The sequence below is a fragment of the Leucobacter chromiisoli genome, assembly GCF_016522505.1.
GTDB lineage: Bacteria > Actinomycetota > Actinomycetes > Actinomycetales > Microbacteriaceae > Leucobacter > Leucobacter chromiisoli.
The window spans coordinates 71,224-84,420 of the sequence record NZ_JAEHOH010000010.1 but is presented as its reverse complement, the minus strand read 5'-3'; the positions used below and the strand labels follow the sequence as shown (position 1 = coordinate 84,420).

11 protein-coding genes and 1 pseudogene are annotated in these 13,197 nt (G+C 71.5%); 2 read left to right on the top strand and 10 right to left on the bottom strand.

The features are described 5' to 3' along the window. Nucleotides 1-14: 14 nt before the first annotated feature. From JD276_RS08090 to JD276_RS08055, 8 genes and pseudogenes are all read right to left on the bottom strand, one after another. Nucleotides 15-491: a DUF6098 family protein gene (locus JD276_RS08090; protein WP_233615472.1), complete on the bottom strand. Its 477-nt coding sequence runs from the start codon at nt 489-491 to the stop codon at nt 15-17. Between the two features lie 3 nt (nt 492-494). Further along, on the bottom strand, nt 495-1,172 hold the full coding sequence (locus JD276_RS08085; protein WP_200115137.1) for a DUF6766 family protein: 678 nt from the start codon (nt 1,170-1,172) through the stop codon (nt 495-497). A gap of 167 nt (nt 1,173-1,339) precedes the next feature. Further along, on the bottom strand, nt 1,340-1,921 hold the full coding sequence (locus JD276_RS08080; protein WP_200115228.1) for a methylated-DNA--[protein]-cysteine S-methyltransferase: 582 nt from the start codon (nt 1,919-1,921) through the stop codon (nt 1,340-1,342). A 26-nt stretch (nt 1,922-1,947) separates the two neighbouring features. Further along, nucleotides 1,948-2,553, bottom strand: a complete 606-nt coding sequence (locus JD276_RS08075) for an RNA polymerase sigma factor (protein WP_200115136.1) — start codon at nt 2,551-2,553, stop codon at nt 1,948-1,950. Between the two features lie 40 nt (nt 2,554-2,593). Beyond that, entirely contained in the window at nt 2,594-3,142 is a 549-nt protein-coding gene (locus JD276_RS08070) for a methylated-DNA--[protein]-cysteine S-methyltransferase (protein WP_372432834.1), read from the bottom strand. A 56-nt stretch (nt 3,143-3,198) separates the two neighbouring features. Then, entirely contained in the window at nt 3,199-4,485 is a 1,287-nt protein-coding gene (locus JD276_RS08065) for a thymidine phosphorylase (protein ID WP_200115135.1), read from the bottom strand. Nucleotides 4,486-4,562: 77 nt separating this feature from the next. Then, a pseudogene (locus JD276_RS08060) lies at nt 4,563-4,970 on the bottom strand (cytidine deaminase); the annotation flags it as partial. Continuing rightward, nucleotides 4,967-5,938 carry a Ppx/GppA phosphatase family protein gene (locus tag JD276_RS08055; RefSeq protein ID WP_200115133.1) on the bottom strand — a complete coding sequence of 324 codons (972 nt, stop codon included), beginning with the start codon at nt 5,936-5,938 and terminating at the stop codon, nt 4,967-4,969. The pseudogene JD276_RS08060 and the gene JD276_RS08055, both read right to left, overlap by 4 nt. Nucleotides 5,939-6,041: 103 nt before the next feature. Here JD276_RS08055 and JD276_RS08050 point away from each other — a divergent pair, with 103 nt between their 5' ends. Beyond that, a complete protein-coding gene (locus JD276_RS08050) occupies nt 6,042-6,473 on the top strand; it encodes a GntR family transcriptional regulator (RefSeq protein ID WP_200115132.1) in 432 nt (143 codons plus the stop codon). A gap of 3 nt (nt 6,474-6,476) precedes the next feature. Here JD276_RS08050 and JD276_RS08045 read toward each other — a convergent pair whose 3' ends face one another. Beyond that, a complete protein-coding gene (locus tag JD276_RS08045) occupies nt 6,477-8,783 on the bottom strand; it encodes a glycosyltransferase family 2 protein (RefSeq protein WP_233615471.1) in 2,307 nt (768 codons plus the stop codon). Between the two features lie 264 nt (nt 8,784-9,047). Here JD276_RS08045 and JD276_RS08040 point away from each other — a divergent pair, with 264 nt between their 5' ends. Further along, nucleotides 9,048-10,589: a chitinase gene (locus JD276_RS08040; protein ID WP_200115130.1), complete on the top strand. Its 1,542-nt coding sequence runs from the start codon at nt 9,048-9,050 to the stop codon at nt 10,587-10,589. Here JD276_RS08040 and JD276_RS08035 read toward each other — a convergent pair. Next, nucleotides 10,579-13,176, bottom strand: a complete 2,598-nt coding sequence (locus tag JD276_RS08035) for a DEAD/DEAH box helicase (protein ID WP_233615492.1) — start codon at nt 13,174-13,176, stop codon at nt 10,579-10,581. The genes JD276_RS08040 and JD276_RS08035 overlap by 11 nt on opposite strands. Nucleotides 13,177-13,197: the final 21 nt, after the last annotated feature.

The following is a 13,197-nucleotide window of genomic DNA, read 5'->3' as shown; positions in this document are numbered from 1 at the left end:
CCGGGCGACGAGGGTCAGTCCTCGGGGCCGTGGCCCGCCCGGAAGTTGCGCTCATAGCGCGCTTCGGCCTCCGCGAGCAGCTCGCGGCTCAGCAGTGCGATCGGGATGGTCTCCGCGAGCAGGGGCTCGCAGTCGGGCCCGCGCGCCACGGTGCGCCCCGTGAGGGTCCACGCGAACCGCGCGGGATTGCGCTCGGCCAGGTGCTTGTACTGGCAGAGCTGCCGCGCCAGCCAGTCCTCCACCGGTCGGCACCACCACGGTTCGGCGCTCAGCGGGTTCACCGACAGCCCCGGCAGCTCCAGGCCGCTCTCGGTGTCGATGCTGCTCTTCGAGGCATCCGCGGCGGGGCCCCTCGAGTACCGCACGTAGAGATCCGGATAGCGCTCGAGCAATTGGACGAGTTGCCGCAGCGAGGTCACCGGCTCGACCGCGAACCCGTGATCCCGCCCCCGCTCCCGCCCGTGAACGGCCGCCCCCTCACCGTCTGACATGACTCACTCCGCCTCGACCGCGCTCTGCCCGTGCGGGGTGCCCACCGGCTTCGACTCGGACGATCCGCGCTGGCGCAGGAAGATCGAGAGCGCGACCATGCTGCCGACGGCGAGCAGCTCGGACTGCCAGTTCTGCAGAGTGCGGTTCCAGAAGTCGGCGGAGAGCATGTACCCCCCGACGGTCAGCGCGGGCTGACCGTGCAGCTCCTGCTCCGAGTTGTAGACCACGGTGCCGGCGAGCGCCTGCGCCAGCCACGACAGCACGAAGACCGTGCCCATCGTGAGCAGCAGGGAGTTGCTGAACACCCACCTGCGCCAGCCGAACGCCTTCGCCCATTTCGGCGAGTCGGGTCGCGCGTGCTCGCCCATCAGCTGGTCCTCGTCGGTGCCGAGCCCCTCGTCCCCCGGTTTCTTGGACTCGGGCGAGCCGCGCTGCACGAGCCACACGGTGGCGAGGATGAAGAGGAAGAACTGCAGGTACTCCGACTGCCAGTTCTCCGCGACGTCGACGACGAAGTCGGAGGAGGTGACGAACGAGAGCCAGCTCTCGGTCGCGGCCCCGTGCGCCGCCTGCTCCTCGTTGTAGGCGGCGAGACCGGCGAACGACTGACCCAGCAGCGTCAGCAGGAACACAGCCGCGAAGGCGAGCGAGAGGCCGTGATCCCTCACGCGTGCGAGCATCGCGCTCACCTCCCCATCGCCACGACGGCGAACATGAACACCAGCCCGACCGCGATCATCAGGAGCCACATCGAGAACACCGTCTTCATGTGACGATCGTAGGACGGAGAACCGGTTTCGAGCAGAGCCTTGCTTCGAATGTCGGAGTTGTGGCAAGACGTCGGGCGCTACGCCCCGCGCTCCCGCTCCAGGGCGAGCAGCGCCGCCTTCGCGTCGAGGCCGCCGATGTAGCCGCCGAGACCGCCGTCGCTGCGCAGCACGCGGTGGCACGGCACGACGACGGGCAGCGGGTTCGTCGCGCACGCCGTTCCGACCGCTCGGACCGCTCGCGGGTTGCCCGCGAGCTCGGCGACGTCCTTGTAGCTGCGCGTGCTGCCGTAGGCGATGCTCGGCAGGAGCCGCTGCACCGTGCCGCGGAACCCGGACGAGAGCACGTAGTCGATCGGCAGCTCGAAGCCGCGGCGAGCGCCCGCGAAGTACTCGTCCAGTTCGCTCGCGGCCTCGTCCAGCCGCCGCGGCGCCTCGAGCACGCGCGGGCCGAGACGCCCGGCGAGGGCCTCCAGCACCCGGTCGAACCCCTCCCGCTCGAAGGCGACGCGCGCGAGCCCCCTGGCCGTCGAGGCGAGGAGCAGCCGGCCGAGCGGCGTGTCGATCGTGCGATAGGCCACCTCGATGAGCCCCTGCTGCCCCGCGCGGGAGACGAGCAGCTCGTGCAGTCCCGCCAGATCGGCGCCGGTCACTGGGAACATGGCGTCGCGCTCGGACTCTCCGTCGTTCACGATTCCGCTCTCCTCTCTCGTGCGCGGGCCCGCGCGCCCGCGCCGTTCCGCTCCTCCGGGCCGTTCCGCTCCTCCGCGCGAATTCGCTCCCCCGCGCGGCCTCTCCCCGCCTCGGCGCTGGCCTGCTCCTCGTCCGCGCGATACCGGCGTCGCAGTGCACCGACGCCGTCCGACGCCGCTCGCCGCACCGCCTCCGCGCTGCCGCCGATGATCGCCGCGGTCTCGGCGTGCGGCAGGCCGCCGAGGTAGTGGTAGGCGATGGCGAGCCGCTGCCGCTCGGGCAGGTCCGCGACCGCGGCCCACAGTCCGAGCTCGTCGCCGCCGGGGTTGCCGAGCGGCGACGGACGATCCGGGATCTCGTCGCTCGGGATCGCCCGTCTCGCCCTGGCGCGGGTGATGTCGATCGCCTTGCGCCGAGAGACGCGCACGAGCCACGCCTCCACATTGGTCGTCTCGGGCAGTTCGGGCCACGCGCGCATCGCCGCGAGGAAGGTCTCCGACCAGGCGTCGTCGGCATCGGGCCCCGCGCCCAGCACGGCGCGGCACACCCGCAGCACGGTCGCCCCGTGCCGCTGCACGGCCTGCTCGAACGGTTCTCTCATCCCGATCACCCTAGACGTCGGCGCGCTTGCCGCTCGCCCCTCAGAACAGCCGCGAGGCCGCGGCCTCGGGGGGCTCCTCGATCTCCAGCAGCCGCCGCTTGCGCTCGAGGCCCCCCGCGTACCCCGTCAGCGAGCCGTCGGCGCCGACCACGCGGTGGCACGGAACGATGATGCTCACCGGGTTCCGCCCCACAGCCTGGCCGACGCGCTGCGCGAGGCGCGGCTCGCCGAGACGGGCCGCGATGGCGCCGTAGGTCGTCGTCTCCCCGTAGGGGATCTCGCGCAGGATCAGCCAGACCCGCTCGGAGAACTCATCCCCAGCGGGGGCGAGCGGCACGTCGAACTCGCGCCGCGATCCGGCGAAGTACTCGGCCAGCTGCGCGCGGGTGCGGGCGAGTAGCGGATCGCTCGCGGCGTCGACGCGCGGCCCGAACCCCGACGCATCGGGCATGCGGCGGTGCGATGGGAAGTACAGGCCGGTCACGCCGGCGTCGCAGGCGACCATCAGCAGCTCGCCGAGCTCGGTGCCGGTCCACGCGTGCCGCGTCGTCGACGCGCCCGTCCCGCTCGCCTCGGTGTTCATCGTCATCTCCCCTCTCTACCGTGAAGACGCGCGGGCCCGCCGGAACGTGAGGTGCGGATTCCTCACGGTGCGATGCGCTCGCGCACGAGCGGCCCCCGCTCCACCGGCTCGGAGCCGATGCTCCACCCGCCCTGGAGGGCCTCGAGGGCCCGCTCGAAGCGGTGCTCCTCATCGGCGAAGAGGGTGAACAGCGGCTGCCCGGCGACCACCCGGTCGCCGGGCTTCGCGTGCAGCTCGATCCCGGCCGCGTGCGCGACCGCGTCCTCGGCCCGGGCGCGTCCCGCCCCGAGACGCCAGGCTGCGACGCCGAAGGAGAGCGCGTCCGTCTCCGTCACGACGCCCGCACGGGGCGCCGCGACGACGCAGGTCTCGCGGGCGATCGGCAGCGGGGCGTCGGGGTCGCCGCCCTGCGCGCGGATCATCGCCCGCCACGCGTCCATCGCCCGGCCGCCGTCGAGCGCCGCCTCGACGTCGGCGTCGGGCAGGCCGGCGAGCGCGAGCATCTCCCTGGCCAGGGCGAGGGTCAGCTCCCGCACGTCGGCCGGGCCCTCGCCGGCGAGCACCTCCGCCGACTCGCGCACCTCGTTCGCGTTGCCGATCGCGCGCCCCAGCGGCACCGACATGTCGGTCAGCAGCGCCGTCGTCGCGACCCCCGAGTCGGCGCCGAGCTCGACCATCGTGCGCGCGAGCTCGCGCGCGTCCTCGAGCTCGCGCATGAAGGCGCCGGAGCCGAACTTGACGTCGAGCACCAGGGCGTCGGTGCCCTCGGCGATCTTCTTCGACATGATGCTCGACGCGATGAGGGGGATCGAGTCGACCGTCGCCGTGACATCGCGCAGGGCGTAGAGCTTCCTGTCGGCCGGCGCCAGTCCGGAACCGGCGGCGCAGATCACCGCGCCCGCCTCCCGCAGCTGGGCGAGCATCTCGGCGTTCGAGAGCTCGGCCCGCCACCCCGGGATCGACTCGAGCTTGTCGAGCGTGCCACCCGTGTGCCCGAGGCCGCGGCCGGAGAGCTGCGGCACGGCGACGCCGAACGAGGCGACGAGCGGGGCGAGCGGCAGCGTGATCTTGTCGCCCACCCCGCCCGTCGAGTGCTTGTCGACGGTGCGCTTCCCCAGGCTCGAGAAGCTCATCCGCTCCCCCGAGTCGATCATCGCCCCCGTCAGCGAGCGGATCTCCTCGCGCCCCATCCCCCGCTGGAACACGGCCATCGCAAAGGCGGCCATCTGGGCGTCCGACACGTATCCGCGGGTGTAGGCGTCGATCAGCCACCGCAGCTCGCGCTCGGGCACGACGGCTCCGTCGCGCTTGGCCCGGATGACGTCGACGGCGTCGAAGGGCTCGCTCATCGCGCCGGCCCCGACTCCTCGGCGGGGTCCGGATCCGAACCCCGATCCCCCTCGGCGCGGCCCTCGCCGTCCCGATCCCGCCGCCCCGCGAGATCGCGCGGACCGAACGCGTCCGGCAGCAGCTCCTCGATCCCGCGCGGCCCCGATCCCGTCTCCAGCAGCATCCCCTCGACGGCGTGCTCGAACAGCAGCTGGCGGCACCGCCCGCACGGGGTGATGGTGCGCCCGTCGCCGTCGACGCAGACGAAGCCCCGCAGCCGTCCCCCGCCGCCGGCGTGCAGTGCGGAGACAAGGCCGCACTCGGCGCAGAGGGTCAGACCGTAGGAGGCGCTCTCCACATTGCAGCCGGTGACGATCCGGCCGTCGTCGACGAGCGCGGCCGCCCCGACCCGGAAGCCCGAGTAGGGGGCGTGGGCGCGATCCGCGGCGGCGACGGCCGCCGAGCGCAGCGCCTCCCAGTCGATCCCGCGCCCGGCCTCGCTCATGCCGGGCTGCCCATCAGCGCGCTGACCGGCTCGGCGCCGCGCCCGTCGAGCGCGTCGATGTAGCGCAGCACGATGCCCTCGCGCAGCGCCCACGGCGAGATGGTGAGCGTCGACACCCCGAACACCTTCATCGCGGTGCGCAGCACGACCGCCCCGGCCATGATCTGATAGCCGCGCTCCGGCGTGATCCCGGGCAGGTACTCGCGCACGGAGCCCGGCATGCTCCGCAGCGACGGCTCCCACTCCTTCAGGCCCGCGTAGTGCAGTTGCGCCAGATCGCCGGTCTCCGGGTCCGAGGGCCCGCCGATGAGCCGGGCGAGCGAGCGGATCGTCTTCGAGGTGCCCACGACGCGCTTGGGGCGCGGTCGATCCGAGAACAGCTCCTCGCGCACCCGCGTGAACTCGGCCCGCGCGTGCGCCCGCAGACGGGACACGGCCTCCCGAGGCGGCGGATCCTCGGCGAGGAAGTTGATGGTCGAACGGCCGGCACCGAGCGGCAGCGAGACCTGCACGTCGGGGTACTCGTCGGCCCCCTGGGCGATCTCGAACGAACCGCCGCCGATGTCGAACAGCAGCACCTCCCCCGCCGACCAGCCCAGCCAGCGCCGCACGGCGAGCATCGTGATCCGCGCCTCGTCCTCCCCCGAGAGCACCCGCAGCTCGACGCCCGTCTCGCGGGTGATGCGGGCGAGCACCTCCTCGCCGTTCGCGGCTTCCCGGATCGCCGAGGTGGCGGTCGGGATCACGTCGTCGACGCCGATCTCGGCGATCGTCTCGACCGCCCTCCTGATCGCGTCGACGATGCGGACGACGCCCTCCTCCGTGATCGCGCCATCGGCGTCGAGGTACCGCATCAGCCGAAGCACCGACCGCTCGGAGTGGTAGGGCACGGGGCTCGCCCCGGGGTGCGCGTCCACGACGAGCAGGTGGACGGTGTTGGATCCGACGTCGATCACTCCGAGGCGCATGGCGGAAAGTCTATGGGTTTCCCGGGCGCCGCAACAACGCGGGCGGGCGGCGCCCGAGCCGTGGGCGTGCGGCGCCCGATCCGCGATCGCCTACGCTGAACCCATGACGCACGAAGCGAAGGACCACAGGGCGGACCAGGCGGCAGCGGCGCGGCTGCTCGCCCTCGATCCGGGCTCCTCGGCGCCCCCGTTCCGCCAGCTGCACGACGCCGTGGTGCGAGGGGTCGCATCGGGCTCGCTGCGACCCGGGCAGCGGCTGCCCACGGTGCGCGCGCTGGCGGCCGAGCTCGGGCTCGCCGCGAACACGGTCGCCTCTGCGTACCGCGCCCTCGAGGAGAGCGGCGTCGTCGAGGGGCGCGGGCGCGCCGGCACCTTCGTGTCGCTCGGCGACGACCCCGTGGAGGCCGCGGCGCGGAGGATCGCGATCGAGGCTGCGGCGCGCCTGCGCAAACTCGGCCTCGACGCCGAGCGCGCGGGGCGCCTCCTCGTCGAGGCCGTGGAGGGCTCGGAGGCCTCCGGGGGCTCCGGGGGATAGCTCTCAGGCGCCGGGCGGCTCCGACCGCTCAGGAGCTGCAGCGCTCTCGCGTGCGGCGGGCTCCGCTCCGGAGCGAGCGGGTGCGTGGAAACCGACCCGCATCGTGCTGAGGCGGCGCCTCCGATCGCTCGTCCGGACGAGGTCCCGACGCAGGCGACGGTCGCCGTGATAGAGGATCGCCTGCCAGTTGATCTGGGCGGCCGGGTCGGGAGCGGGCTTGCGCTCCGCCGCGGCCTTCTTCTCGGGCACGTAGAGCCAGCCGACGATGCCGAGCGCCGCGTCCACGATCGAGGCGCGAACCCCGATGTAGGAGATCGTCGCCCATGTCGCCATGATCGCGTTGAAGGTCGCGAAGATGGCGTTGCCCCAGTTGGCGACCTGGAAGTCGCGCACCGCCGTGAACACCGAGAACCCGATGATCACGTAGGGCAGGATCACGTACACGGCCGGAGCCGCGGTTCGCCCGACCACCTTCGGCGTGCGGGCGAACGGGATCTTCTCGCCCGTCACCCCCTGCTGGATCGACTTCAGCACTCCGGCCAGGTTCACCGGCAACAGCACGAGGTTGAAACCGTAGATGCGGAGGATGTCGCCGTAGCGATGGCCGCTCGCGCGCAGGTCGAACCCCATCGAGAGGAAGTACGGCAGGGCCGCCGCCACGACGAGCGGGCTCAGCAACCTCGAGTCGAAGGGGAAGAAGAGCAGGAACAGCAGGCCGAAACTCGCCCACGCGAGCGACGACATGTAGTTGGTGCGCAGCATCTTCTCGGTCGCGCGTACGCGCATCGGGGTTCCGCGTTTCGCACGCACCATCTCGACCAGCTTCGGCATGATCAGCAGCCCGCCGTTCGCCCAGCGCCGCCGCTGCACGATGAGCGAGCCGAAATCGGGGGGCGTCGCGCTGTAGCTCAGCCGCTCGGGATAGTTCTCGAGCGTCCAGCCGTGCAGGCCGAGGTCGATGCTCGACTCCGTGTCCTCGATCACCGTCCGATCCTGCACGTACGTGGTGATCTCGAAGCCTCCGACCGTCTCGGTGACCGCGATGTCGGCGAGCGCGACCTTGCGGATCACGGCGTTCGCGCCCACCCAGAAGGTCGCGTTGAAGTAGGTGAGCCCCTGGTGCTGGATGTGCTGCAGGTCGGTCGTGGCTCCCGCGATCCGCTCGATGCGCGTGGGCGCCCCGCGGAACGAGGAGTAGGGCGTCTGCGTCACGGCGACGCGCTCGTTCTCCGGCTGCTCGAGCAGATAGACCAGCCTCACGCAGTAGTCGCGCAGCAGCTGCGAATCGGCATCGAGGGTCAGCAGGTAGCGGCTGTCGGGGATCACCAGGTCGGCGGCGGCGTCGGCGGCGTCATGCCCGAGCGGTTCGAGAATCCGCTCGCCCGTCTCGCTGGACACCCGGAACCGGCCGCCCATGAGCGAGATGTACGAGTTGAGGTTCATCGCCTTGTTCGGCTCCTGGGAGAGGGAGGCGTACCGCTTCCGCTCGAAGGAGTCCATGTCGGCGCTGAAGATCCAGACGAGGCGTCGGTGCAGCTGCGCGAGCCGCTCGCGGTCGGGCGAGGCGCCCTGATCGTGAGCGGCGTCCAGGGCGAGCCGGGTGAGACGCAGGTCGTTCGACAGGCCGAGCAGCACCTGCTCGGCGAAGAACTCCGACATGTGATCCTCGATGGGCTCGGCGGCGGCGAACTCGTCGAGCCACACGGCCGCTTCGAGATACGCCTCGGCGGCGCGTTTCGCGTCGCGGGGGCCGGGATGCTCCGGAGCTCGCTCCTCGAACTCCCGCAGCGCCCGCAGCGCCCGCTCCCGAGGGGCCTCGAGCGCATCGGAGATCTCCCCGAGCAGACCGCGCGTGCGCTGGAGCCGCTCGAGCGCCTCTCCCTCCAGGCCGTCCTCGCGGTCGTCGATGAGCAGCACCACGCGCACGGAGGGGAACTCCTGCAGCGCCGCCGACCAGAGAGTGTACCGCACCACCTCCGGCTCCTCGTCGTAGCTCGGAATCAGCACCGTGACGGTGCCGTCGGAGTCGGCGAAGTGACTGTCGATCAACGCGCGCTCGACGCGCCGGTGCTCGCGGAAACGCACGAGGGCGCCGTACCTGGCCGTGAGGTACATGATGGCCGAGAAGGTGAGAGCCGTGACCGTGATCCCGTACACCCAGGTCTGGACGTGGAAGGAGAATGACTCCCGAGGTCCCTCGATCACCATCCGCATGATCGTCGTGACCATGTAGGCGAACCACGAGAGGGCGGTGATGACGATCGCCGCGCGAGCCCAGACGATGGCCGCCGGGCTCGGGCGCGAATGCATGATCGCGAGCGGTTCGGATCGTCGCTCGGCCCCCCATTGGCGACGCCGAGCGGGCCCCTCGTCCTTGACCATCGAATCCCCCAGATCCGCCCCCGCGGCGCAGCGCTCCCGGGCCCTATCCCGGGGTGCGTCGGCACCCGCATGCATGTCCCCGACTGAATGCGATTCGCGCGAGAACATGTCGGGAGCGTCGAATCGATAGCATAGCTGACGGCGACGCAGCGGCCGGGGAGCCCATCTGCGGCCTGGGGAGACGGGGAGTACATGGCGAAGTGGTTTCCAGGGCGCAGGCTCTCGTGGTTTCGCCTGAGCCTGCTGATCCTGATCGTGGCGGGTCTCGTGCTCGCTCTGGGCTACGCGTGGACGGGCTGGCGGGATCGGCAGGCCGCCGCTGAGCGGAAGCCGTGGTTCGACGCCTACGTCGACGTCACGGCGACGCCCAGCATCCCCTTCGAGTCTCCCGGTGAGAGCGGACAGCGCAACGTGGTGCTCGCGTTCGTCGTGGCATCGCAGGAGGAGGCTTGCGACCCGGCATGGGGAGGGGTCTACGGGCTCGACGAGGCCGAGCACACGCTCGACCTCGACCGCAGGCTCGCCCGCTTCCGCATGCTCGGCGGCTCGGCGATGGTGTCGTTCGGCGGCCAGGCCAACTCCGATCTCGCACTCGCATGCGACGACCCCTCGGCGTTGACCGAGGGGTATCGGAGCGTGATCGAGCGTTACGAACTCGGAAGCATCGACATGGACATCGAGGGGGACCTGCTGAGCGATGCGACCGCCGTCGAACGCCAGGCCCGGGCCATCGCGACGGTGCAGGACGACCGTTCGGACACGGGCGAGCTCGACGTGTGGCTCACGCTGCCGGTCGCACCCGACGGTCTCACCTTCGACGGCGTGCAGGCTGTGCGGGCGTACCTCGACGCGGGAGTCGAGCTGGCGGGCGTCAACGCGATGACGATGAACTACAACTCCGGCGGTCGAGAACTGATGCCGACGATCCGGGAGAGTCTGACGGCGGTGCAGGCGCAGCTGCGTTCCCTGTACCAGGAGATCGACGCACCGATCGGCGACGCGACCGCGTGGAGCCGCGTCTCGGCCACGCCGATGATCGGGCAGAACGACGTGCGCGACGAGGTCTTCTCCCTCTCCGACGCGGAGGCTCTCGCCGACTTCTCCTCGGAGCACGGGATGACGCGCATGTCGATGTGGTCCCTCAACCGGGATGACGAGTGCGACGAGAACTGGCCCGATCCGAAACAGGTCTCCGACTCCTGCAGCGGTGTCGCGCAGGAGTCGGGCGCGTTCTCGAAGACGCTCCGAGAACAGCGCCCGGGCGGCATCACGCAGATCGCCGAGGAGGCCGTCGAGCACCTGGTGGAAGAGTCGGAGAGGACCGAGGACGATCCCGAGACGAGCCCCTACCCCATCTGGGACGTCGACGTCGCCTACCCCGCGGAGACGAAGGTCGTCTGGCACCGCAGCGTCTACGAGGCCAAGTGGTGGACGCAGGGCGACCAACCGGATCAGCCCGCTGAGAGCGGAGCGCAGCCGTGGCGGCTGCTGGGGCCGGTGCTGCCCGGCGAGAAACCGGTGGAGCGCCCGCAACTGCCCGCAGACGCCTACCCGGCATGGCAGAAGGGCGAGGAGTACCGCCGCGGGGCACGCGTGATCTTCGACGGCACCGGGTACGAGGCCAAGTGGTGGACCCAGGGCGACAGCCCCGACGCCTCGCTCGTGCAACCGCAGGAATCGCCGTGGCGACAGCTCACCGATGAAGAGGTCGCCGCGCTGCTCGCTACCCCGTGAGCGGGCCCACCCGCTCGACCCTCACGACCGCCTCGCCGGCCTCCTCCGAGGCCCCCAGGTCGACGACGCCCTCGATGCCCCAGTCGTGGTCTCCCTCGGGGTCGGCGAGCACCTGGCGGAACCGCCACACTCCCGCCGCGAGGGCTTCGGGGCCGCGGTCGAGCTCGAGCAGCGCCGCAGAGCGGGCGGCAGCGTCGACGCCGATGGAGTCGTACTCCGTGAAGTAGCCGTCGAGCGCGTCGCGCCAGCGTTCCGCGCCGAACCCGCCGCCGAGGCCGGCGCCCGCCGAGCCGTCGAGCTCCTCGAGCTCGTGGTAGCGCTCGAAGGCGGCCGCCTGCACCCTCCGGAAGAGAGCGTTGCGCACCATGACCAGGAACGCCCGCTGGTTCGCGAGCAGCGAGCGGGGCCGCGGCGGCAGCGGCCCCTCGCTCGCTTCGCTCCGTGGGCTGCCGCCGTGTGCGGCACCAGCCCCTCGGCTGAAAGCTCCGCTTCCAGCTTCGAGGGCCTGCCATTCGTCGAGCAGGCTCGAGTCGACCTGGCGCACGAGCTCGCCGAGCCACTCGATGAGCTCGGCGAGCTCCTCGCTCTTCGCCTGCTCGGGCACGGTGCGCTCGATGGCGCGGAACGCGTCGCTGAGATAGCGCAGCACGCTGCCCTCCGAGCGGCCGAGCTGGTAGAAGGAGACGAGGTCGCGGAAGCCGAAGGCGCGCTCGATCATGTCGCGCACCACGGACTTCGGCCGGAGCTCGAAGTCGCGGGCCCACGGCACCTCCTTGGCGTACTCGCCGAAGGCCTCCTCGAGCAGCTCCTTCAGCGGTTGCGGGTGCGTGATCTCCTCGAGCCGCTCCATGCGCTCCTCGTACTCGACCCCCTCGGCCTTCATCGCCGCGACCGCCTCGCCCCGCGCCCGGTGCTCCTGGGCGCGCAGGATCGCCCGCGGATCCTCGAGGGTCGACTCGATGATCGAGACGACGTCGAGCGCGTACTCCGGCGAGTCGGGGTCGAGGAGCTCGATGGCGGCGAGCGCGAACGGCGAGAGCGGCTGGTTGAGCGCGAAGTTGGCCTGCAGCTCGACCGTGAGTCGCAGCAGGCGGTGGCCCCGGGCGTCCTCCTGCACCTCGACGATGCCGCCGTTGCGAAGGGTGCGGAAGATTCCGATCGCGGTGCGCGCGTGCGCGAACCGGCTGGCGCGGGGCTCGTGGCTGTCGAAGATGAGCGTGCGCATGACCCGCAGCGCATCGCCCTCGCGCTCCTCGCCGCGGGCGATGACGCCGAGCACCATGGAGTGCGTCACCCGCATGCGGCTGACGAGGGCCTCAGGCTGGGAGCCGACGAGTCGCTCGAGGGTGCCCTCGTTCCAGGAGACGAAGCCCTGCGGGGCGGCCTTCTTCTTGACGGGCTTCGGCTTCTTCCCGCCCCTACCGTCGGCGGCCTTCGCCGCCGCCTTGGCCTCGGCCCGGGCGTTCTCGATCTCGTGCTCGGGCGCGAGTGCGATCACGTCGCCTTCGGTGTCGTAGCCGGCCCGGCCGGCGCGGCCGGCGATCTGGTGGAACTCCCGGGCGCTGAGGCGGCGCATCCGCTCGCCGTCGAACTTGGTGAGCGCGGTGAGGAGCACGGTGCGGATCGGCACGTTGATGCCGACGCCGAGCGTGTCGGTGCCGCAGATGACCCGCAGCAGGCCCCGCTGCGCGAGCTGCTCGACGAGGCGCCGGTACCGCGGCAGCATGCCGGCGTGGTGCACCCCGATGCCGGATCGGACGAGCCGGGAGAGCGTGCCGCCGAAGCCCGTTGAGAAGCGGAAGTCTCCGATCGCCTCGGCGATCTCGTCGCGCCCGGAACGGTCGATGAGGCGGATGCTGACGAGCGCCTGCGCCTGCTCGACCGCGTGCGACTGGTTGAAGTGCACGAGGTAGGCGGGGGTCTTGCGCTCGTCGAGCAGTCGCTCGATCGTCTCGTGCACGGGGGTGACCGCGTACTCGAAGGTGAGCGGCACGGGTCGCTCGACGCCGGTCACGAGCGCGGTGTCGCGACCGGTGCGCCTCGTGAGGTCGGCGCCGAGCTCGGTGACGTCGCCGAGCGTCGCGGACATGAGCAGGAACTGGGCGTCGCCCATCAGCAGCAGCGGCACCTGCCAGGCCCACCCGCGATCCGGCTCCGCGTAGAAGTGGAACTCGTCCATCACGACCTGGGTGACACCGCCGGTGTCGCGATCCCGCAGCGCCAGGTTCGCGAGGATCTCGGCCGTGCAGCACAGGATCGGGGCGTCCGGATTGATGGAGGTGTCGCCCGTGACCATGCCGACGCGGTCGGCGCCGAACACATCGACGAGGTCGAAGAACTTCTCGCTGACGAGCGCCTTGATGGGCGCCGTGTAGACGGTGCGCCGCCCTTCGGCGAGGGCGATGAAGTGGGCGCCGAGCGCGACGAGCGACTTGCCGGTGCCGGTGGGCGTCGAGAGGATGACGTTGCTGCCGAGGGCGAGGCCGAGCAGCGCCTCCTCCTGCGCCGGGTAGAGCCGGAGGCCCCGCTCCTGCGCGGCCCACTCCTCGAACGCGGCGAACACCTCGTCGGGCTCGTCTGGGTTCATCCCCGGCGCCGATTCCGGGTG

What these genes read in the sequence shown, in the direction of transcription:
- JD276_RS08090 (WP_233615472.1), bottom strand. Translation starts at nt 491, where the DNA reads ATGTCAGACGGTGAGGGGGCGGCCGTTCACGGGCGGGAGCGGGGGCGG.
- JD276_RS08085 (WP_200115137.1), bottom strand. Translation starts at nt 1,172, where the DNA reads ATGCTCGCACGCGTGAGGGATCACGGCCTCTCGCTCGCCTTCGCGGCT.
- JD276_RS08080 (WP_200115228.1), bottom strand. Translation starts at nt 1,921, where the DNA reads ATGTTCCCAGTGACCGGCGCCGATCTGGCGGGACTGCACGAGCTGCTC.
- JD276_RS08075 (WP_200115136.1), bottom strand. Translation starts at nt 2,553, where the DNA reads ATGAGAGAACCGTTCGAGCAGGCCGTGCAGCGGCACGGGGCGACCGTG.
- JD276_RS08070 (WP_372432834.1), bottom strand. Translation starts at nt 3,142, where the DNA reads ATGACGATGAACACCGAGGCGAGCGGGACGGGCGCGTCGACGACGCGG.
- JD276_RS08065 (WP_200115135.1), bottom strand. Translation starts at nt 4,485, where the DNA reads ATGAGCGAGCCCTTCGACGCCGTCGACGTCATCCGGGCCAAGCGCGAC.
- JD276_RS08055 (WP_200115133.1), bottom strand. Translation starts at nt 5,938, where the DNA reads ATGCGCCTCGGAGTGATCGACGTCGGATCCAACACCGTCCACCTGCTC.
- JD276_RS08050 (WP_200115132.1), top strand. Translation starts at nt 6,042, where the DNA reads ATGACGCACGAAGCGAAGGACCACAGGGCGGACCAGGCGGCAGCGGCG.
- JD276_RS08045 (WP_233615471.1), bottom strand. Translation starts at nt 8,783, where the DNA reads ATGCATTCGCGCCCGAGCCCGGCGGCCATCGTCTGGGCTCGCGCGGCG.
- JD276_RS08040 (WP_200115130.1), top strand. Translation starts at nt 9,048, where the DNA reads ATGGCGAAGTGGTTTCCAGGGCGCAGGCTCTCGTGGTTTCGCCTGAGC.
- JD276_RS08035 (WP_233615492.1), bottom strand. Translation starts at nt 13,176, where the DNA reads ATGAACCCAGACGAGCCCGACGAGGTGTTCGCCGCGTTCGAGGAGTGG.